Source organism: Deferrisoma camini S3R1 (genome assembly GCF_000526155.1).
GTDB lineage: Bacteria > Desulfobacterota > Deferrisomatia > Deferrisomatales > Deferrisomataceae > Deferrisoma > Deferrisoma camini.
On the sequence record NZ_JAFN01000001.1, the window covers coordinates 1212166 to 1232948 of the forward strand.

Below are 20783 nucleotides of genomic sequence, written 5' to 3' on the forward strand. Positions count from 1 at the left end.
TCGGCCCCGGAACCCCACACGGGGTCAGTCCAGCAGCGAACGGATCCCCCCAAGATCCAAAAGGTCCCTCGCATACCGGTCCACCACCGCCTCTTCGCCGGCAAGCTCCAAGGAGATGGTCATCACCTTCAAGTGGTTGGCGGGAACGTAGTCCCCGCGAAACGCCTGGACCTTCCAGTTGGATTGGCGCGAGCTCACGTCCCACCGGCCCAGGTAGTAGGTGCGGTAGGCCTGCCCCTCTTTCCCCCCGGCCACGCGAAACGCCTTGAGCACGCCTGGAACCGCGACCTCGTATTTCTTTCCGATGGTCTGGCCTTGGCCGTTGACCACCACATTCACGCTGAAACGGGACGGGCTCTCGGTGGGCCGCGACGGCGCAGCGCCCGCGGCCTGGCCCATCGGGCCCTCCAGCACCTGGGATCGCACCAACGCGCCGAGCTGCTGCTGAAGCTCCTCCACCCGCGCCGTGTCCCCTCGCATCGCCGCGGCGATCATCTCCTGTTGGAGCTCCTCCGCATTCTTCCTCGCGGCCGCCTGTTTCCTCTCGGTCTCCGTGATCTTCGAGAACCAGAACAGGAGATGGATCCTCAGGGGCCCCTTCCAGGCGCGGTAGAAGATCCGGACGGGCTCCCCCTCCAGCACCGGGTAGCCCGACACGACGACCTCCGCCTCCCGTTTCCAACCGGCCGGCACCGGCAGGGAGGCCTCCACCCGTTTGACCACCATCTCCAGGAACCGAAGCTCTCCTGCGGTGGCAGGCACGTCTTCCCCATCGGTACCCAACGGGTCGGCGACGGCCGACCCCCACGCGAACACCGACAGAACAACCGCCGCCATCACGGTCCACATTCGGCGCTTGCCCTGCGGGCGTTGGGCCCACCCGTTCCGCCCCGGCGAGCCGGGTACGCGTTCTTCCCCGCATCTGCCGACGGAAGGAACCCGCCGCCTCCCGGACACGGGGCGGCCTCCCCGATCACGCGTTCCCACGAAGAGCGCCCCCGTGCAGCAAGGTTCCATGTGGCCTCCTGCTGCTCCTTCCAGCATTACTCATCCCGACAGAACCATTGTCAGAACCCCGGCGTTGACAAGGGAACCAGCGGGTTGGGGGCTGGTGGAGGGCCGGATGCGGCCCCCCGTTTTCCGGAACCGGCCTGATTGCGCGTCTCTCAACGCGGCCCGCCGGCCGTCGAGCGGGGTGTGCCGCCCCCCATGCGGGGCCAGGAGGGATTCGAGGCAGGCGTTCGGACCGATCCTTGATCGGAGCGGTAGTGTTTTCGTCTGTGTGTACCGTCAGGACGCGCCCGTGTCAACCCGCGTTTCAAAAACTCGGATTTCCATGATCCCTCCCAGCGGATCCACCCGCACGTTGACCACAAAGGGCGCGTTTCCGTACTTTGCTCCTTCGTTTGGCGAGCGTCTGGTGGCGCACGAGGAGAGGGCCATAGGGCGGCCCGCGGCCGCCGGACAGGAGACGGCGGGGGTCGGCGGTGATGCTTCCAGCGGGTGGCGGAGCCGGCGGTCCGATCGCCTCGTGTTCGGCTGGGCGCCCGGCAGGCCGGGATCACGTGCCGTTGGGAGCTTCTCCCCCCTCCCCGGGTGGGGATCTTCCGCCAGGCCCCGGGCGCGGCTCCGCAGCTCGCCGCGCCCGCCTGAGCCGAGATCCAACCCCGCCCTACGGGAATGCTGTGGAGTGGTTTCGCATCAGCCTGCCCACAGCCGTAAGGATCCGAAAGTTTCCGGCTTGACAATGGATAAGCTGGGAAAAAACTTCCTTACAATGGGAATGGTTTTCCCCAGTAGACCGTTCCGCACTCCTGCGAGTTCGAGCCCCCCAAAAAAGCGGGTAAACCCGACCCAGCTTCTCGGCATCTTTCTTGCTTGGCAACTCGGCACCGCCACCGGCGTCCTTCCGGAGCCGCCTGGGCGGCGGTCCGTTGCCGAGTTGGCCCAGCGGTCCCGGGCCCCCGTGGCACCGGGGAGCCGAGGCGACCGAACCGGATTCGCTCTCGGGGCAGGGCGAAGGGAGAAGACGCGATGGAGATCAGGTGGTGGACGTTTAGTGGAGTGGTGGGCCTCGCCCTGTTGGCCGTGACCGCGGTGAACTGCGGAACCGGGGGCGGCTCCGGAGCCGGCACCCCCACGGATCAGCAGACCGGAGACACCGTAGGAGCCACCGACGGATCGAGTTCCGGCGGCATTGACGGGACGTCCGGATCCGGCTCAGACGGCTCGGCCGACGCCGGTGGTGGGGGGCAGCAGGGAACGGGGAGCTCCGGCGGTGGGGCGACCCAGCCCCCGGAAACCGGCTCCGGTGGGTCCGCAGCGGTGAGCGACTACTCTGCCGAGGCCAAGCGGATCGCCCAGGGCCTGTGGGATCCCTCTGCCGATGCGGACGCCGTGGAGAGCCTTCTTTTGGACGCGTTCCGGGCCCTGGGGCTGGGCGTGTACGACGCCGACGACAACCCGGTGCTGGAGGGTTCGGGAAGCCCGGCGGACGGAGGGGTCTACCTGCGTGATTACGAGGTGAAGCTCCTGGCGCGCGCATTCGTGCGGTTTCGGGACAACTGGGACACCCTGCGCATCCCCTTGGACGGGATCCTCGCCTGGGGGGGAGACGAGGTGGGGGTCACCCTTTACGACGACAGCTGCAGCCCGGTGGACCTTACGTTGGCCAACGTGCGGGACATCCTCCAGACCCAGTACGCAACCTGGCAGCTGGCGGGGATGCCCGATCGGGATTTCTTCCTGGGCGACCTGGTGACCGAGCTGGAGCGACGGAACCCGAACAAAACCGTCCTTTCAAACGAGCTGCCCGCCTTCGACGACCTGGACCCCCTCCAGGCGTTCCTGATCGCTTTGGACTGGCTCACCGAGCCCTTGGAGAGCGATTTCACCTACGCAATCTCCCCGTGCGACCTGCCGGGTGCTCCAAGCCTCCCCGGGCAGGCGGACCGGCGCGCCCCGGGCGTGGTGTCGGCCCTATCGGGCGCGTGGGGGTGGGTGCGGGCGGGCGGGCGGGTCGTGTCCAAGGTGACGAACCCGATCAACTTACTGAGAGCCGAGATGATCGTGTACGGCACCAAGATCCGGATCAACGGCCCGACGGAAGCCATGCACTACCGCCATACGGACTCGGCCACCGAGGGGCGTTACGAGATCACGGCCACGGTGGAGTTCATCGACGATTACGGAGCCACCCTGTCCGGCACGGCGGTTCCGGAGAAGGGTCCGATCGAGGGTGCGTACGTTCGGTTCGACACCTCGGACCTGGAGACCCACGGCACCGTGATCGGCGGCCTGCTGGGCGCGTGGTCCCCGCCCCTCGGGCTGTCCCTCGCGTGGGACGCATCGACCGATCAGAACGGGCAGGCCTCGTTCGTGTTCCAAACCCGCCTGGAAGACCCCATCGGGAACTTTGTGGCGGTCGGCCCCACCCACGTCTGGGCCTACGCGAACCCGCTGAGCCCCACGTACTGGCACGGCCAGATCGCCATGCTCCTGTTCCCGATCCAGGAGATCGCGTTCTTCAATGTGTCGTGGCACGACCTGGTCCACGGCATCTGATCCCCTGACGGGATGAACGAAGGCGTTGGCGCGCAGGCCCGTGGCAGGGCCTGGACGGGAAACCTCCGGGCCGGCGTCGCCGCCCTGCCTCTGGCGGGGGCGTGCGTGGGGCTGGCCCCCACGGCACCCTACGACCCGTCGAGGTGGGGTCTGGCCGCCCTGGCGACCGCCGGATTTCTGGTGCTGCGTTCCTCCCCGGCCTCCGGCGGCGCGCCTCGGCGCCTGGCCCCCTTTGCCGCGCTCACGGCCCTGCTGGTCGCCGTTCCCGCGGGGTTCACCCCGTATGCCGTCGCCCACGCCTCCGGTGCGCTGCGCTGGTCGGTGGGGCTCGCCCTGGCCTGGGCGGTTCACCGCAAGGCTTCCTTGGCGAGGAGGGGGATTCCCTGGATCCTGGGTCTCGGGGTGGCCGAGGCCCTTCTCATCCTCCTCCAGGTTGCCGGACTTTCCTGGCCGTTTCCAGCCGGGCTGACCGCCCGGCTGGGAGGCCCCGGCACCTTTTCGAACCCCAACTGGGCCGCGGCCGTCCTGGCCCCCCTCATCCCCCTGGCCCTCTACCGCGCCCGCGCCGGGCACGGGGGGAGACCGGGGTGGGAACCGGCGGCGGCGGTGGTGATGGCGGTGGGGCTCGTCGCCACCCGATCCCGGGGCGGCATGGCCGCAGCCGCCGTTGGACTCGTCGGGTTGGCCGTGGCGTCGGCCTGGTCCAGGTTCTCGGCCCGTCAACGCCTGGCGGCTGCCGGGGCCGCGCTCGCGGTCGTCGGGGTGGCAGGGGCCCGGATCGGGGTCCGGCCGGGCGAGATCGCGGGGATGGAGGGCCGGCTCTTCCTTTGGAGAAGCGCCCTGGTCATGGCAAGGGAGAACCCGTGGGCCGGTGTGGGGCTCGGAGGCTTCGCGCCCGCATACCCGGGAGCCGCCGCCGCCGTATTGAAAGCCCACCCCGGGGCCCAACTCCCCCTCGGGGCGGTGGAGGTGGCCCACGGCTCGTTCCTCCAGATGGCGGCAGAGGCCGGGATTCCGGCGGCCCTGGGTTTTACCGGACTCACCGGACTCACCGCTTTGCGGGCCTTGGCTGCGGGGGCCGGATTTCCGGCAGCGGTGGGGGCGTCGCTCCTCGCCCTGTCAGCCCACGCGGTGATCGACGCTCCCCTCCAGACCGCCGGGGGGTTCGTGCTGTACTGGTATCTCGTCGGGCTGGCGACTGCCGGGGGGATCCGCCGGCCGCCGGATCGGGATCGGGGAAGGAATCCCGGTCGCAGCTGGAGCTGGGTCTTGGTCCTGGTGGCCGGGGTTGCGGCGGCCAACGGCGTGCGCCTCGTCACCGCAGCCCTTCTCTGGCAGGGCGCCCGAACGGCCCGGTCGGCGGGGGACCTGGCCCGAGGTCGCGTCCTGTCGGGCTGGGGCGCCGTGGCGGCCCCGGAGGTGGGCCCCTTGCGGTCTTTTCGCGCCCAGGTTCTGGCCGCCTCAGGAGAACCGGTGCGAGCCCTGGAGGAACTGAAGGCCGCCCGCGCCCTTTCGTTCTCGTTCCAGGACATGTTCCTGTACGGCGGGCTTCTCCGCCAGACCCGAGGCCGTGGCCCTGCCCTCGAGTACTGGCGGGACATCGCCCGTTTGTTTCCCCAGCTCCTCCGCCCCCGCTTCGAGATGGGGCGGATCTACGAAGAAATGGGGATGCACAACGACGCGATCCGAGAGTACCGAGCCGTGGTCGCCTCGCCCCAGCCCACCGGGGCCGCCCAGGCCCTGCGTCGGGTCGCCCGCAAGAGGCTCCGGCGACTCGGCGCGGCTCGTTGAGCCCCTGCCCCCCGGAATCGGGCCCACGGGCTGCCGTCGCAACTCAAGCGGCGAAGTGACGCAAACCCCGGGGTCCGACCACACCCGCCCCGGTGCCCTCATGGCGTCTTCACGAAACAACAAAGGGGCTAGCCGCATCGGCTAACCCCTTGAAATCACTGGAGCCGGGAATCGGACTCGAACCGACGACCTGCTGATTACGAATCAGCCAAACCAACCGCTCCTCCCGTCTCCCTTTGTCTCCACATGCAATATAACTACATATTTTAGCTTGACTTTTCTCCTGGCGAAGGATAGGCTGCGTCTCAGCAAATCTCGGCAAGTGCCACTTCAGCACACCAAAAACTGCCACTGTAGCTGCCACTGCGCCTACCATAAAGCGAGAGGAGGCGGCCGGGTGAGGTACAAACTAACCGACGTCAGGATTCGCCAGACCAAGGCAGACAAAGGGCGACGTGAACTCCGGGATGGTGGAGGGTTGGGCTTGTGGATTTACCCAAGCGGCCAAAAGGTATGGTTTTTTGAGTATTGGCTTCCTGGCGTGAACGGAGAGAAACAACGCCATCGGTGGTCCTTCGCCGAATACCCCACGGTGGGGTTGCAGGAGGCCCGCAAGCGTCATCAGGAGTACCGGGAACTCGTCCGGAGAGGAATCGATCCCAAAGCAGAACTGGAGCAGAAAAAACGCGAAGAAGCGGCGAAGCGCCAAGCGGCGGCGACAGAACTCACGGTTGAGGAACTTTGCCGCTCGTACATGGAGATCCACGCGGCACCCAACAAGCGCAGCTTCAAGGAGGACCAGAGGCAGATCCGCCGTTACATCCTTCCCGCCTTGGGGAGCCAAAAGGCAAAGGAAATCACACGGAGGGACGTCCAAGCACTCCTCGATTCCGTTGGGAGGCGTGCTCCGATACAAAGCAACCGTCTCCGGGCCCTAATGAGCCGACTGTTCCGTTGGGCGATGGCGCGGGGCCACGTAGACCACAACCCCGTGGAAGGAACGGAGAGGGTGGGAAAGGAAGTCCCTCGCACCAGGACATTAACAGTGGAGGAAATCCGAATCTTTTGGCAGGGCCTCGATAACACTGCGTTGTCAGATTCGGTGAAACAGGTATTACGGCTTCTCCTCGTCCTCGGCCAACGCCCTGGGGAGATCGCTGGCATGCAGTATGAGGAACTGAGAATACAGGGTGGGATCCCGGTGTGGACGATACCGGGCGGGCGCAGAAAAAACGGACGCCCTCACGAGGTACCTCTCCCCGCCCTGGCGCTAGATATTATCGGCCCCTGGCAAGGAAAAACCGGCTATGTGTTCCCTGGCCCGAAGGGTACGCCGGTAACCGTGGAAGCACTTTCGCGTGCGTTGCGGAGGAATTTGGGGGAACCCGAGAAAGCCCCACCCAAAAAACACGGCAAAAGGCAAGCGGAGAAAATTCCGATCCACCCACCCTTCACGCCACACGATCTCCGGCGAACCGTTGCCACACGCATGAGCGAGGCGGGCGTGTCTAAACTATTGAAGCCCATCGTACTGGGGCACACCCCCCAAGACGTGACCAGCAAACACTATGACCTGTTCGAATATCTTGAGGAGAAAACTGGAGCACTCAACATGTGGGCCAATTATTTAATTGGCATCCTTAAAGGGAAAGAAGAGCCTTCCAATATCATACAACTCCAGAACCACAAACGACTCAAAAAGTCAACTCAGCACATAGATTAAAACCAGGACCAAAAACAACAGGAGCCAGATTGTGTTATGCATCCATTTTGGTTTTTCCATGCTCTGCCAAAGCGGTTGCCACTGTGGCCAGGATCATGAGCCGATCCACATCTAATCTACCTAGAGCCTTAATAATATCATTTACCGCCTCATTTGCTTTCTTGCCGCTATTGTAAACGACCTCCAAGGCGCGCAGCACATCTTTGTCCTTTGTAATCCGCTCCACTACCTGCTGAGCAGCGGGGGAAAGGCCGGCCCAGAGCTCTTTTGCCTTGACCCGCACCTTAGGCCGATAAGGGCTCCCCACCCCGTAGCACAGCCAGTCCAGCGACAGGCCGTGCCGATCCGCTAATGCCTCCAAGTGCTCCAGAGGAATCCTGCGGCGGCGCTTCCACTGGCTGACGGCCGTTGGGACCACCTGAAATAACTCGGCCCACCCCTCCCGATCCAGTTCCCCGAACACTTCCACGAGCCGGGCTAAAACCTCTTGGGTCTCCAGGCGCTGCATCTCCTCCTCTCCTTTTCTCTGGCGCTTAGCCACCCCTTGACTAGTGCTTCACGGTCACCTATATTAGTGACGCATTTTCACTCTCACGGACAACGGCCGTCTCGTTGTCTCCGCGGGCAACTCGGTATCGTCATGTGACGTCACTCAAGATTGCATGGGAGGTTCGGGATGTCAACACCTCCACAACGGGTTGGCGGGAGAAAAGTTTTCCGGGTCCGAGAACAGTACTGGGGCACCAACCATTCAGAGGTTTCCGAGAAAGCCAGGCCAACCTGTCGTGCCCCTCCCAGAGGGGGCCGCATCGACAGCTCTACTGTCCATAAAGCACGGGAGTTCTCCCGACCAGGAAAGGATACAAAAGGACTTGCCGGTGGACTATTTTCATTATCGTTGCCGTCAGACCTTTCAGGGGCATCCTCATTCTTTTCATCGTATCGACTCATCTGATTTGATCAAGGAGAAATCAAGGAGAAATCAAGATGACGAGAGCAATTCTTAGACCTAAGCAAGCCGCTGAATATCTCGGCATTTCCAGAGCGCAACTTTATAGGCTCGCATGTCGTGGCGACCTGCCGGCACCCATCAAGATCTCTTCGCGGGCATCTGGCTGGCTTGTGACTGACCTCGATAGCTTCATAGAGAGAAAAAAAGATGGGCGCTATGAGCACGGTGACTAGAAGGACACTACATGGCCGGCTCTCTCCGAGACGGTTCAGCAAAGAATCGTTGGAGACTCGGTCGATCAATCTGCATGGACCAAATGGCTACCGTTGTCTTTCCGCCCTCCACGTCAAAGCGGCAATTAGAGGCCGCTGGATGGAAGTGCACCCTGCGCTTTCCCCCGAACTGCGGCCTGCCGTGGAACGATGGCCCCGACACGTCCCTTGCCCCATCCATGGGGGGAAGGACGGCTTCCGGCTCTTTAACGACGCACCTCAAACCGGAGGGGGCATTTGTAACACCTGCGGCCCTCGGCCAAACGGCTTCGCCCTGCTCGCCTGGGTAAATGGGTGGACCTTCCGGGAGACCCTGGAAGCCGTGGCCGGGGTGCTGGGCATGGTCAATGGAACGCCGCCCCCAGGCCGTGCACCTACCCAGCCCCCTACCCCCAAGCCCCCACAGCCGACCCGCAACGGCCGGCGGCTGGCCTTTCTGCGCCGGACCTGGGCCGAGTCGCGGCCCCTGGCCGGCGTACCGGATGTTGTAGTCTACCTCAAAGCTCGTGGTGTGCTGCCCTCCGACCTAACGCCCCTCCGAGACCTGCGCGCCCACCCAGATCTTACATTCCGGGACGGCGGAGGCCGCACCCGCGGCCGCTGGCCCGCGCTGGTGGCCCTAGTGCGCAACCCCCAGGGGCAACCAGCGGGTTTGCACCTGACCTGGGTTGACCCCGCCTCCCCGGGCCAGAAGGCCCCCGTTACGCCGCCAAGGAAACTTTTCGTGGTGCACTCCAGGGCGACACTGGGTGGGGCTGTGCGCCTGTTCGCCCCGGCCGACGGGCTGGCCGTGGCGGAGGGGATCGAAACGGCCCTGGCCGTGCACGCGCTGACCGACCGGCCCGCATGGGCCGCGCTCTCGGCCGGGGGCGTGGAGCGGATGGTGCTACCCACCACGATCCGAGAGGTTCTGGTTGCCGCGGACAACGACCCGTCCGGCGTTGGGCAAAGAGCCGGGGATGCCTTGGCCGGGCGGTTGTTTCGTGAGGGCCGAAAAGTCCTCGTGGCCGTGCCGCCCAAACCGTGTCACGGATCGCCCTAATGGAGCCACCCATGATCGGCCTAATGGAGCCAGTTTGGGGGTGCCATGATCGGGCTAATGGAGCCGGGTCATGATCGCCGTAATGGAGCCACTCGGACCGACCTACCTCAGAGGGTCCCGGCGGTGTTGACCCTACCCCTTTCGACGCGTCGAGGCAACGACCTCCTGGGGGGCGTCGTCCGGCAGGGGTCGGGGTGATCGGTAGCTCTGGCCCTCCAGGACGATCCGGTAGGCGCCGTGGCGGATCCGGTCGATGGTGGCGGCCCCCAGCAGGCGGTTGGGGAAGGCCTGGCCCCACTCGCCCAAATCGAGGTTGCTGGTGAGGATGGTGGAGGCGCGCTCGTAGCGTTCGTTCATGAGGTCGTGGAAGTCCTCGTCCTGGGGAGGGCGCAGGGGTTTGAGGCCGAAGTCGTCGATGATGAGCAGATCGACCCGTGCCAGGGCGGCGAAGCGGCGTTCGTAGGTATCGGTGGCCCGGGCGGCATGGAGCGAGCCCAGGAGCTTGGAGGCGGAGGTAAACAGCACATCGTGGCCCTGGCGGATGGCGCAGTGGCCGATGGCCTGGGCGAGATGGCTTTTGCCGGTGCCGGTGGGGCCGACGATGAGGACACAGACCTTTTCGTGGAGGAAGCGGCAGGTGGCGACATCGAGGATGAGGGCCTTGTTGACGCCGGGGTTGAAGGCGAAGTCGAAGTTCTCGATGGTTTTTTCGCCGCGGAAGCCGGCGCGCCGGAACCTGAGGGCGAGCTTTTTGTGCTCGCGGCGGGCGATCTCGTCCTGGATGAGCAGGGAGAGGAACTCGGTGTAGGAGAGCTGATGCTCCACGGCCTGACGGTTTCGGGCCTCGAGGGAGTCGAGGATACCAGAGAGGCGAAGCTGCTTGAGCAAGGGGGCGAGCTGGGGCATGGGGTTCATGGTCTGGTCTCCGTTGCGTGAAGGGGTGGAAGGCACAGGCTCGGCAGCGCGGCGGGAACTCAGAGGGTTTCGCCGGGGCCCCGCCGCTGGGGGGCCGGGGGCGGATCCCACAGGAGCAGTTGGGCGGCATCGCGGCAGAAGCGGCCCTTGCCGGTGTAGGCCTCGGCGAGGGCGGAGGGCTCGGCCGGTTCGGGCTCCTGATCGAGGCCCTTTTGGAGGATGGTCTTCACGGTGCGGTAGCGGGGATCATCGAAGCGAAGGGCCCGGCGGCACGCGGCCTCCAGGCGCTCGTGCCCGAAGCGCTGGGCCAGGCGGATCACCCCCTGGGCGGCACGGAGGTTGTCGAGGACGCGGTGGGCGAAGAGGCGCTCGACGAGCTCATGGGTGGAGGGCCCGAGGGCTCGGGCCTTCTTGAGGCACCACTGGGGGTCTTGCATCTGGTAGGCCACCGCCTCCGGGGGGAGGTGGTCTTGGACGGTGGAGCGCTCGCCGGGGCGAGCCAGGCGGGGGTGGGAGGCGACGAGCTCGTGGTCGAGGTAGAGCTCCACGGTCGAGGGGGTGGCGCGCAGCCACAGATGCTGGCGCACGAGGCGAAAGGGGGCGGAGTAGTAGGCCTTCTCGAAGGTGACGTGGCAGTTGCCGTGGAGCTTCACGCGGGTCCACACGCCGAGGATGGGGGGCACGTCGGGCAGGGGCCTGAGCACGTGGCGCTCCACCTCGACGAACCGGGTGAGGGGTCGCTCGTGGGTGGTGCCGTGAAGGCGGTTGCCGGCGGTGGAGCGGATCCACTCGTGGAGCTGGCGGTTGGCGTCGACCCGGTCTCGGAACTCGCGAAGGGGCAGAAACGAGCGCTTGATGTACTTCACCCCGGACTCCACCCGGCCCTTCTTCTTGGGGTCCCGGACGGGACAAGGGGCGATGCGGAACCCGTAGCCCTCGGCCAGCTCGGCATAGGAGCGCTGGACCTCGGGATCGTGGTAGCAGGCGCGGACAATGGCGCACTTGGCGTTGTCGATGATGATCCGGGCAGGAACGCCGCCAAACCACTCGAAGGCCCGGCGGTGGCAGGCGATCCATGTGGAGACCTTCTGGTCGGGGACGATCTCGGCGTACTGATGGCGGCTCCAGGCAAGCGTCATCACGAAGACCCAGGTGAGTTGGGGCTCGCCGGTGAGGGGATGGGGGATCGTGGGGCCCTTGCCGAAGTCGACCTGGGCGGCCTCGCCGGGGGCGAACTCCAGCATGACGGTGGCCTGGGGGTTGGCCTTCCGGATGCCTTGGAGGAATCGCCGTACCGAAGAGTAGTGGCCGGTGTAGCCGTGCTTTCGGCACAGGGCCTCGTGGATGGTGGTGCCCTGGATGCCGAGCTCGACCCAGCGGGTGATCTCGTCGCGGTAGCGCTCGAGGGAGGAACCGGCCCGCGGGGTGGCCCGTGCAGGGGAGGAGCCGAGGGCCTGGGCGATGGCGGCCTCGTCGGGCACGGGGGAGTCGGGGTCGAGCCAGCCGTTGTGGGCGGCGAGCTCACGGAAGGCAGAGGCCTTGCGGCGGCCCATGAGGCCGGCTTTGGCGATCTGGCGGTTGGAGTCTCCAAGCCGCATGCGAACGAGGACGTGTCGGTACTGGTGCATCTCGAACCTCCGGTTGGCCATGGGGATCTCCTCTCGGCTCCTGGGAAAGGGGAGCGGGGAGGATACCCCGGTGGATGGAAGTCCGAGACCCTCGGGCAGGCAGATCAGGTGGCTCGATTACCCCGATCCTGGGGTGGCTCCATTAGGTGATCATCGGGTGGCCCCATTAGGCGATCATGAGGTGGCTCCATTACGGCGATCCTCGAATGGCTCCATATTGGCGATCAGCAACAAACCGGGGATGGACTGGGCCGATCATATCCGGGAGGTCCGGGGGGAGGTTGCGCGATGAGCAAAGGCGTGATCGACATCCAGGAGGCCGCCCCGTGGCTTGAGGCCGAGACCCCGCCGGGGTGGCGAGTGAACCAAGAAGGGGTGTTCCGTGTGCCAGACGACCCCGAAAAGGACCCTGTACTCGTGTCCGGCCCCGTGTGGGTAGCCGGGCTGACCCGTGACGAAAACGGTTCCGACTGGGGGGTGCTGGTACGGTGGATTGACCTGGACAGGGAGCTCCGGAAGTGGGCAATGCCGAGGGCTCGCTTGCACGACCAAGGGGCGGGAGTCGCCCAGGACTTGGCCCGGGGCGGGCTTTTCGTGGCACCCGGGCGGGAGCGCGACCTTGCGCGGTACCTGGGGAGCGCCCGACCCGAAAGGCGGTTCCGATGCGTGACCCGGCTCGGCTGGGTCGACACCACGGACGGACGGCTTCTATTCGTGCTGCCCCATGAAGTGATCGGAACCCGAGTGGGCGAGGCCGAGGAAGTGGTGTTTCAGGCGGAAAAGTACGCCCCCACTCACGCCTTCCGGGCAGAGGGCGACCTGGCCGCCTGGCGCGAGGCTGTGGCGAAGCCGTGTGGGGATCACCCGGCCCTGGTGTTCGCACTCTGCTGGGCGCTCGCCGCCCCGCTTTTGAAGCCGGCTGGGATCGGAGGTGCTGGCGCCCACTTCTTCGGTGCGAGTTCCACCGGCAAGACCACTCTCGCACAGGTCGCGGCGTCCGTGTGGGGGTGCGGCGCTGATCCGGCGGCGGCTCCGGAGCTTTCCATGGTGCGGACTTGGCGGACCACAGCAAATGCTCTGGAAGGAATCGCCGCTACTCACTGTGACACCCTTCTCCCCCTAGATGAACTCGGGTTGTGTGCAGCATCTGACGTGGGTGCGGTGGTGTACGAACTAGCTGGAGGTGCCGGAAAAGCCCGTATGAGCGACTCGGCCCGGCTCCAGAAAACTCGGACTTGGCGGACCCTTTTTCTGTCCACAGGTGAGATTTCGATTCGCCAGAAGATTGAGGAGCGCGGCCGCATGGCTCATGCAGGGCAACTGGTGCGAGCCCTCGACATACCCGCCGAGGCTGGGATTATCCGCGCACCGAACGGGGCGGCGCCCCGAGAGATCGCCGACCGGTTGAAGGCTGCTGCTGGAACCTTCTACGGAACCGCCGGGCCGGAGCTCGTGCGGCGACTCGTAGCCGAAACTAAAGAGTTCGGGACGCTACGGGGGGAAGTACGCACCATACTCGATCTCTTGGCCCGAGACCTTACCCCGGCCCAGGCCCGGCCCGACCAAGCCCGGGCGGTTCGCTTGCTCGCCCTGGCTGGCACGGCCGGGTTCCTGGCCCAGGAACTCGGGGTGCTTCCGTGGGATAACGAGGTGATCGTTGGAGCCTTGCGGTTCGTGCTGGATGCTTGGACGGACGTCGCGCCTCACCTGTCCGACGCTGCCCGTGGGGTGGAGCGGGTGAGGGAGTTCATCCTGCGTCATCGTGCCCGGTTTCAGGCTCTGGCGGACCCGAGTGCGGATGTCCCCAGGGATCGGGCCGGGTTCGTAACGGCAGACGGTGACTTCCTCATTCTCCCTTCTGCGTTCGCCGAGGCCGTGGGTGACCTTGATCACCGGGCCGTTGCCCGGGAGCTCCTGGCCCGCCAACTGCTCAAGGTGGACCAATCTGACCGACTCGTGAGCAAGGCCCCCAGAAGTGCGGACGCGGGACGGCCGCCTGTGTATTGGGTGCGTGCTGCCCTCCTAGAGGAGGAAGGGGATGCCCCATGAACCGGGACCACCTCACCCCCCTTGCTTCGGCCGGGACCAACGGGACCGGCGGGACCAAGCCCGAAAACACTGGGAGTCAGGTGGTCCCGTTGGCCGAATCGGGGCCGGGATCACCGGGACCATTAAAAGCTGGCAAGGTCCTTTTTGGTCCCGGTGGTCCCGACGCGGAAACCGGGACCGGGACCGACAAAAGCCGCTTGGAGCAAGGCCGTGTCCCGGTGGTCCCTACGGTCTCGACCGAAAACAGGGTATCAGGATCAGTTCGGGACCTGGACCAACGTTCCGGCCTCGCTGCCCGCATCCTGGCCAGGTTGAACCTGGGAGCCGAAAAAGGGGGCCGGGGAGTCAAGACTCTGAAGACCATCCAGGGGGAAAGGGAACGGCCGCGCGTCGCGTCCTCCTCGGCGGGCGGCCTCCAAACTCGCCGCCAGGTCCACTGGGAAGCTCCCCGAGGCCGCTCCACCCCACCCCATCCTCCGGGGCAGCCCCCATGCGAGGCAGATCCCCCTTATTCTTGTGACCTGGACGGAGCGGCCCGCTACTGCCGCGACTACTGCCGACCGTCCTACGCCGGCCCCCATCCCTGGGGCCTTAATCCGACGGACTGGATCGAAGCATCCCCCCAAACAGAGCCCGCGGCCCCCTCGACGCTACCTGCGCCCAACTTCCTGGCCCCCTGTCCGGCCGACGTGGGTAAAATCCGGGAGACCGTAAAAACCTGGCCCCAATCGTTCGCCCAAACGTGGGGCGAACTCGTGGTATCCGCCATGGTGGCCGGTCGCGACCAGCACGAAGCCGAGCGCCTGGCGTTCCAGCCCCTGGCCGAAGACGCACCACGGTGGGCGCGGGAATCCGGGGAAGCTCCCGGGCCCTGGCCGCCCACGCCATACCCGGATCTCATGCAGGAGGACGTCAATGCCCGTACAGCACACGTTCAAAACCGTCGGCGGAAAACTGAAAACCCGTAATCTCACCCCCCTGAGTGCCATACGGGAGGCCTGCATCCACTGTTGCCAGGGCGTCCACGCGGTGCGGGACTGCGGGGGCGAGACGTGCCCCCTCTACCCGTTCCGGATGGGGCGTCGGTGTTCTTCGAGACCGTCGCGAAATCGCCGAAAAACCGGCCGTTCGAGCTCGGAAATCGGGAGCCTCCCCCTCGGGTCAACCCGCAGGCCCCGCGAACGCCGCAGGTGAAGGCAACCAGCGAAAAAACCGGGCTTTGGCGGTCGCGATCAGAGGGGCGGTCCTTCCCGCCGAAGCGGCTTACGCCCCCCCCACACCACCGGGTCGTGTGATTTCCTGTTTCCCCTTGGCCGCCTCGGACGTCCGTTGGCCAAGCCGCAACCTTCCCCGAGCCTGAAAAAATGAAGGGGAGGCGCCGACAACGCTGCCGACGCCTCCGCCACGTTGGTGCTGCGCTCAAGCGCTTGGTTCGACTGCAAGGGCGGGATACGGCCGACATCCCCTGTCAGCGGGGATCGCAGGCAGTCCCCCGCAGCTTTTCGCAGAGAACGGCCTTGGCCGCCTCCGGCATGGGATGGGGTTCGCCGGCCGCCCTCGTGAGGAGGGCGGCACGACCCCCCTTGGCCGCTCGCCCCGCAGCGGGGGTGTACACCTCGTAGAGCTCCCCTTGTGAAAACTGCCAGTTACCGCTTGCGTCTTCCGCGTACAGGTAAACGTAGTAGTAGCCGTCGGGGAGTTCTCCGAACTCAAAAAGCGGGCCGGTCGTGACCTCGAAATCATCCCCGACGTACTCCTCCCAAGAGGGTATCTCGGTCCAGATGGGCGTGATCAAGTCGCCGGGTTTGAGTTCGATTGTCTCGCGTGCCAGCGGTTCGTCCTCTCCCGCCGTCGGATACGCCCCTATCGTGGTGATCTCTCCCGTGGTCCTATCCAAGCGGGACAGAATTTCAACCTCCTCGCCGCTCAGAAGGGCGGGCGTCGAAAGCCACCAGTGGTTTTCATCTTCCCTTTCCGCGAACACTGGCACAACATCGCCGCCAAGGGTCACCCATACTGTATCTATCACCGTCTCCACGTACCCGGTGCCGCCTTGAACGGTCAAACTGTCCACCGGCAAGGAACCGACCAACCATTCGCCCCCGGTGGACTCGTCGTACGCCGTGATCACAGCATAGACTTCGCGGAGGTTCGGATCGTACACCTCGGCTGTGATGTCCCCGGAATCCCCGAACGAAACGTCAACGAACACGGGGGGTGTGACATCCTGGGTCACGTACTCCCAATACATCGTGGCCAGTTCGTAGTAGAACGACTGGACCACCGACCAGGCATACGCAAATGCGAAGTCGGTTGAAACGTATGTGGCGCCATCCCAAAGATCATAAAACGCCAGTCCGTTCGCATTGGGTACCCAATCGCCTTTGATAGAGTACACCACAGCACTGCGCGCGGCCTCGGCGACCTCTGCGGCTAGTGAGTATTCCTCTTCCAGGAGATTCATGGAGTGGATGAGATCGGTTGTTTCTATCGAAGCCTTCTGGAATCCGGCTGGGAATTTGGTTGATTTTGTGGCGGTGTCCATCAACACAGGCACCACTTGAACGGGATTTTGCTGAAAATCAGCAACAAGACCAGACATCAGATCGTCAAGAGCCGTTTTAACGTCCGATATCTTCGACAGGTCAATGACGGACAATGTTGTCGTTTTCGCCTCCAACGGGCTGGATTGCTCTATATGCCTTTTGTAGGCGTCTGCCACCGCCTTGCCGAAATCCACGCCGTTCATTTCCGGGCGCGCCGAGACGGCCGCAGCCACGGCTTCATGGTCCCATCCTTGCCCAGGTTCCGTGTTTTCCGAAGCGATCAGGTAGCGCCCGAAGTCCTGGAGCGTAAGCGCCACCTCCAGCGTGGCCATCGAGCACGCGTCGAATCCGATGGTCTCGAACACCACCCCCGTTTCGCCCTTCGCCGCCGAAAACGCCGCCTGCAACTCTTCCAGGGTGAGCGTGTCGCCCCCAAACACCTCGTCCAACCCGAAACCGCGTCGCCCCGCCCCGTGGTCCCAGAGGATCACGTGGTAGGAGTCCGCCGGATAGGTCCTCACACCCCAGACCAGAAAGTCTTCCAGCGTCTGGGCCTCCCCCATGTTCCGGGCGCCGAGGTCCGCCAACCTCTCCTGGCGTGCCGCCGTAATCCGCCAGCGGGCCACCGTGCGCCACCCGTCTTTGTTCGCCCCTCCGGTGGTAATGATCCAGTTCACGCGGTCGCCCGAGACACCGCGTTTCATCTCCTCGATGTCGGTGCTGCCCGCGTTCCCCTGGCTCTCCAGATCAGACCCGATCATGTAGACGAGAACGGTTGCCGTTTTGCCGGTGGGGGGTTGATTCTGAATGTTCTCCGTTTGCTGGGTCGGACCGCCGCCACCTCCGCCGCCTCCGCCGCAGCCGAAAAGGGCAGCCAGAAGGAAAACCAGTCCAATTGCCACTCCCTTTCGCATCTGCATTGTCCTCCTTTCTGCGATGCGATCAGCAGCCACCAACAAGCGAAAATCCTGAAAGCGTCGAATTCGGTCAAACGATACCCATGGCGCCCCTCCTTTCCTGGAATATGAGCCCTCTCTGCTGGTCTTTCGCAGTCTCACGACCCGGCCGCGCGGCGTGCCGTTTCGGAACTTGGTGAGGCCGCCCACGGGCTTTCGCCGCGAGTGCTATCGCCCTACGAACCGGCGCGATTGGCCTGGCAGGCGGCCTGTGGCCTCCGGGCGAATGCTTAGATTGTACCTCCCCCTCGCCCCGCCATGGCTCCCTCCCGTCCTGAATGGTGGTTCACTATGGTACGGAAATCCCCGGGACGGGGCAACGCGGGGTGGGGGAATCGCGGTCAGATCCTGTCCGACAAACGGGTCCGCCGCTCTCCGCTCCACGACATGTGGTTCTCCACCAAGCCGTTGGAGGCATTTTTCGAACGCAAAAAAACTGCGTGGACCTCGCAAATGGTTTGGTCGACAGGGCCAAGCGAGAAACGGCGGGTTTGTCCGAGGCGTGGGGTTTGATATTCCCCTTGGCCTTTCACCTCGTTAAGGTGTAATTTCGCTGCCTCCCCATCCTCCTCCCTGTTTCCCGCGAATCAATGGCACCACGGGGTACGATTGTCGGCCACTGTCGGACCGGAACCCCTCTCCTGCCCTGAGACCCCGACCCCTTCCACACCCTGCTGAGATGCCTTTGACTAAACTGAGAAACAATCCCCAAGTACCGCTTGTGACTAGATGTCACCAGGAGAAGGGGTCACCAGGAGAAGGGGCGTTCCCACTCGAACGCCCCGGGGACCCGAGTCCCCTTGTCGGGATTGGATCGCCATTTCGGCCACAGGTTTACCAATCCGCGATTCCAGGCGGAAGCCCCAGGGGCGAAAAAACTGCCACCACAACTGCCACTCTAACCCGAAAAGAGAAAAAGGGCCTACGGGGTGCAACCCGTAAGCCCTTGAAATCACTGGAGCCGGGAATCGGACTCGAACCGACGACCTGCTGATTACGAATCAGCTGCTCTACCGACTGAGCTATCCCGGCTCGTGAAGGGGCGCTTTATAGCAGGTGGCGGCCGACGTGTAAAGCCTCCGGCCCGGGTTAGCCCTTGGCGGTCTGGGCCGCCAGGGGGATCAGGTTCCCCAGGGCCGAGAGGCTCTCGACCTCTTCGTCGTCGAAGGGTTCGTCGTCGTCCTCCCGGTCGGCGTACAGGATCCAGCGCACGGCCCCCTCGGGCCCCAGGGGGAGGAGCACGAAGCAGCGGGCGTCGAACGCCTCGGCCTCGGCCGGGGTGAGGACCCGGTGGTAGTAGGGGAGGTCCCGGTCCACCACGCACAGCGGCTCCCCTTGCAGCACCGTGGTCACGGCGCCCCCCGGTTCCGGGGAGAGCGCCAGAGCCTCCAGGAAGTCGGGGGTCACGTCGCCGAACGAGGCAGCCGGCTTCAGGCGGCCGGCGTCGACTTGCAGGGCCACCAGCCGGGCCGCGCCCACGATGTCGGCGGCCCGACGCAGCACCAGGGCGGCCACGTCCGCCGTGTCGCGGCCCTCGAGGATCCGGCCGTGGATCTCGCGAATCGCGGCCAGCTCGGCCTCCCGGCGCTCGGCCCGGCGGCGTTCGGCCTCGCGGTCGGCGAACACCTCCTGGAGCCTCTGGTTCTCCTGCTCCACCCACAGGGTGTACGTCTTCAGGTCCTCCACCTGGATTTCGAAGAACCGGGCGTACTCCCGGACCTTGGCCGGCACCCGGCCCAGGGCGTCCAGCACCATACCCACGGGCTTGCGAAGCACCCGGGCCATGGACGCCGCTAGATCCCGGTGGGGCTCGGCCCCCGCCCACAGGGGCTCTGCCAGGGCCTTGGCCACCACCACCAGGAACGCCAGCCGGTCGGCACGCTCGGCCGGGGGCGCGTGGTAGGTGCGGTGGTGGCGGGCCAGGGCCGCCTGGAGCACCTCGGGCAGCTCCCAGCGCCGGGCCAGCTCGGTGCCGGTCTCCACGTGGTCCACCCCGAACGCCCGGTTCTCGGCCTTGAGCAGGGCCGGCCCCCGCAGCCCGACGCCGTACACCTCCGCCGCCCTGTCGGGCCACCGGTGGGCCAGCACCAGCTTTCCCACGTCGTGGAGGAGCCCCGCCACGAACGCCTCCTCGGGCACGTCGTAGCGCAGGAGGTCCGCGAGCTCCTGGGCCACCACGGCCGTGCCCACGGCGTGGGTCCAGAACCCCCGCACGATCTCCCCGCCCTTCCGCAGGCTCGACAGCAGGTGGTAGGCCCCGATCCCCAGGGCGATGGCTCGGACCGACTCGAAGCCCAGCAGCACCACGGCCCGGGACACGGTGGTGACCCGGGCGGAGGTCACGGCGTACCGCGCCGAGTTGGCGACCCGAAGCACCTTCATGGTCAGGGCTTGATCTTTGAGAATCACGCCGGCCAGGTCGCCGGCGTTGGAGGTCGGGTCCGAGGCCACCCGCGACACGCCCACCAGCACCTGAGGCAGGCTGGGCAGCTCTTGGATCTCGTCGAGAAACGCGAACCGATCCGGAGACGGGGCGTTCATGCAGCTCCCTCCTCGGCCACGCCGGCGGCCACCACCTCCTGGATCTCCGCTAGGATCTCCGCATGCTCCTCGGCCACGGTCGGCGGGGCCGGCGGCGGCGCGCCCACCCCCGGTGCCGAACCCCACGCCACCGCATCCCCCAACGCGGCGACCGCGGCCAGGCCCTCGGCAGGAGCGTGGTGGCCGCCCACGGCCACGGCCAGGCCGGCCGGGAGGGTCCACCGCTCCAGGAGCAGCCGTCCCAGCTCGGCGTGGTCGAACCCCAGGGCCTTGGCCTCGCCCTCGACGCCCGGCGCCCCTTCCTCGTAGAGCCGGGGAAATCGCACCGCGATCACCCCCTTGCCCACGTCGTGGAACAGCCCGGCCAGGAACGCCTCGTCCGGGTCCGAGACCCCAGGGGGGCGTACCCGGCGCACCCACTCCCGGCAGGCCAGGCCCGCGCCGTAGGAGTGGAGCCACAGGGGCTGAGCCAGCCGGCCGGCTCCGGCCAACACCCGGTGCACGGCCGAGCTCATGATCAGGGTCTTGAGGGTGCGGAATCCCAGGAACACGATGGCGGCCGACAGCGACCGGATCTCCCGGGAACGGCGATAGTACGCCGAGTTGGCCAGCCGGAGCACCCGAAGGGACAGGGCGGGGTCCCGGGCCAGGACCTGCTCGAGGGCTTCGGGCTCGGTGGAGGCGTCGGCCAGTAGGGCCAGGGCCTCCTGGGCCACGGACGGCAGTTGGGGAAGGTCGTCGATCAGCCGGGCCACCCGTTCGGCCAGGGGATTGGGCATGGGCAGGATCTCCGTCGAGGAAAGG

Annotated in this window: 13 protein-coding genes, 1 tRNA gene and 1 pseudogene; 7 read left to right on the plus strand and 8 right to left on the minus strand. The window is 65.8% G+C overall.

Features of this window, described 5'->3' with window-relative positions:
- Positions 1-24: 24 nt before the first annotated feature.
- Positions 25-837 (minus strand): hypothetical protein, encoded by an 813-nt coding sequence (locus tag DEFCA_RS0105330; RefSeq protein ID WP_169709458.1) that lies wholly within the window; start codon positions 835-837, stop codon positions 25-27.
- 1197 nt (positions 838-2034) lie between these two features.
- On the opposite strand from DEFCA_RS0105330, the gene DEFCA_RS0105335 reads away from it, so the two are divergent.
- The 3 genes from DEFCA_RS0105335 (at position 2035) to DEFCA_RS21375 (ending at position 7078) form a co-directional block, all read left to right on the plus strand.
- On the plus strand, positions 2035-3564 hold the full coding sequence (locus DEFCA_RS0105335) for a hypothetical protein (RefSeq protein WP_169709459.1): 1530 nt from the start codon (positions 2035-2037) through the stop codon (positions 3562-3564).
- A gap of 105 nt (positions 3565-3669) precedes the next feature.
- Positions 3670-5355, plus strand: a complete 1686-nt coding sequence (locus tag DEFCA_RS0105340) for an O-antigen ligase family protein (RefSeq protein WP_169709460.1) — start codon at positions 3670-3672, stop codon at positions 5353-5355.
- Between the two features lie 397 nt (positions 5356-5752).
- The gene (locus DEFCA_RS21375) at positions 5753-7078 is read left to right on the plus strand and encodes a tyrosine-type recombinase/integrase (RefSeq protein WP_169709461.1); all 1326 of its coding nucleotides are present in this window, start codon (positions 5753-5755) and stop codon (positions 7076-7078) included.
- A 34-nt stretch (positions 7079-7112) separates the two neighbouring features.
- Here the strand turns inward: DEFCA_RS21375 and DEFCA_RS0105350 are convergent, their stop codons facing one another.
- On the minus strand, positions 7113-7586 hold the full coding sequence (locus DEFCA_RS0105350) for a helix-turn-helix domain-containing protein (protein WP_025322009.1): 474 nt from the start codon (positions 7584-7586) through the stop codon (positions 7113-7115).
- A 479-nt stretch (positions 7587-8065) separates the two neighbouring features.
- Between DEFCA_RS0105350 and DEFCA_RS24660 the strand changes: the two genes are divergently transcribed.
- From DEFCA_RS24660 to DEFCA_RS22985, 3 genes and pseudogenes are all read left to right on the plus strand, one after another.
- Positions 8066-8263, plus strand: a complete 198-nt coding sequence (locus DEFCA_RS24660; RefSeq protein ID WP_084318823.1) for a helix-turn-helix transcriptional regulator — start codon at positions 8066-8068, stop codon at positions 8261-8263.
- A gap of 139 nt (positions 8264-8402) precedes the next feature.
- A pseudogene (locus DEFCA_RS24735) lies at positions 8403-9017 on the plus strand (DUF7146 domain-containing protein); the annotation flags it as partial.
- Positions 9018-9026: 9 nt separating this feature from the next.
- Entirely contained in the window at positions 9027-9344 is a 318-nt protein-coding gene (locus DEFCA_RS22985) for a toprim domain-containing protein (protein WP_025322010.1), read from the plus strand.
- A 132-nt stretch (positions 9345-9476) separates the two neighbouring features.
- Here the strand turns inward: DEFCA_RS22985 and istB are convergent, their stop codons facing one another.
- Together istB and istA are read right to left on the minus strand one after the other, a co-directional pair.
- A complete protein-coding gene (istB, locus tag DEFCA_RS0105360; RefSeq protein WP_025321171.1) occupies positions 9477-10259 on the minus strand; it encodes an IS21-like element helper ATPase IstB in 783 nt (260 codons plus the stop codon).
- Positions 10260-10318: 59 nt separating this feature from the next.
- Entirely contained in the window at positions 10319-11887 is a 1569-nt protein-coding gene (gene istA / locus DEFCA_RS0105365; protein ID WP_084319498.1) for an IS21 family transposase, read from the minus strand.
- Positions 11888-12175: 288 nt separating this feature from the next.
- Here istA and DEFCA_RS0105370 point away from each other — a divergent pair, with 288 nt between their 5' ends.
- On the plus strand, positions 12176-13936 hold the full coding sequence (locus DEFCA_RS0105370; protein WP_025322011.1) for a DUF927 domain-containing protein: 1761 nt from the start codon (positions 12176-12178) through the stop codon (positions 13934-13936).
- Positions 13937-15404: 1468 nt separating this feature from the next.
- Here the strand turns inward: DEFCA_RS0105370 and DEFCA_RS0105375 are convergent.
- The 4 genes from DEFCA_RS0105375 to DEFCA_RS0105390 form a co-directional block, all read right to left on the minus strand.
- A complete protein-coding gene (locus DEFCA_RS0105375; RefSeq protein ID WP_169709463.1) occupies positions 15405-17396 on the minus strand; it encodes a clostripain-related cysteine peptidase in 1992 nt (663 codons plus the stop codon).
- 998 nt (positions 17397-18394) lie between these two features.
- A tRNA-Thr gene (locus DEFCA_RS0105380) sits at positions 18395-18470 on the minus strand.
- Between the two features lie 57 nt (positions 18471-18527).
- The gene (locus DEFCA_RS20325; protein WP_025322013.1) at positions 18528-19979 is read right to left on the minus strand and encodes an HDOD domain-containing protein; all 1452 of its coding nucleotides are present in this window, start codon (positions 19977-19979) and stop codon (positions 18528-18530) included.
- Complete coding sequence (locus tag DEFCA_RS0105390) at positions 19976-20758, minus strand: HDOD domain-containing protein (protein ID WP_025322014.1); 783 nt, start codon at positions 20756-20758, stop codon at positions 19976-19978. Before DEFCA_RS0105390 ends, DEFCA_RS20325 begins: the two co-directional genes overlap by 4 nt.
- Positions 20759-20783 lie beyond the last annotated feature (25 nt).

What these genes read in the sequence shown, in the direction of transcription:
- DEFCA_RS0105330 (WP_169709458.1), bottom strand. Translation starts at nt 837, where the DNA reads ATGGCGGCGGTTGTTCTGTCGGTGTTCGCGTGGGGGTCGGCCGTCGCC.
- DEFCA_RS0105335 (WP_169709459.1), top strand. Translation starts at nt 2,035, where the DNA reads ATGGAGATCAGGTGGTGGACGTTTAGTGGAGTGGTGGGCCTCGCCCTG.
- DEFCA_RS0105350 (WP_025322009.1), bottom strand. Translation starts at nt 7,586, where the DNA reads ATGCAGCGCCTGGAGACCCAAGAGGTTTTAGCCCGGCTCGTGGAAGTG.
- DEFCA_RS24660 (WP_084318823.1), top strand. Translation starts at nt 8,066, where the DNA reads ATGACGAGAGCAATTCTTAGACCTAAGCAAGCCGCTGAATATCTCGGC.
- istB (WP_025321171.1), bottom strand. Translation starts at nt 10,259, where the DNA reads ATGAACCCCATGCCCCAGCTCGCCCCCTTGCTCAAGCAGCTTCGCCTC.
- istA (WP_084319498.1), bottom strand. Translation starts at nt 11,887, where the DNA reads ATGCACCAGTACCGACACGTCCTCGTTCGCATGCGGCTTGGAGACTCC.
- DEFCA_RS0105370 (WP_025322011.1), top strand. Translation starts at nt 12,176, where the DNA reads ATGAGCAAAGGCGTGATCGACATCCAGGAGGCCGCCCCGTGGCTTGAG.
- DEFCA_RS0105375 (WP_169709463.1), bottom strand. Translation starts at nt 17,396, where the DNA reads ATGCGAAAGGGAGTGGCAATTGGACTGGTTTTCCTTCTGGCTGCCCTT.
- DEFCA_RS20325 (WP_025322013.1), bottom strand. Translation starts at nt 19,979, where the DNA reads ATGAACGCCCCGTCTCCGGATCGGTTCGCGTTTCTCGACGAGATCCAA.
- DEFCA_RS0105390 (WP_025322014.1), bottom strand. Translation starts at nt 20,758, where the DNA reads ATGCCCAATCCCCTGGCCGAACGGGTGGCCCGGCTGATCGACGACCTT.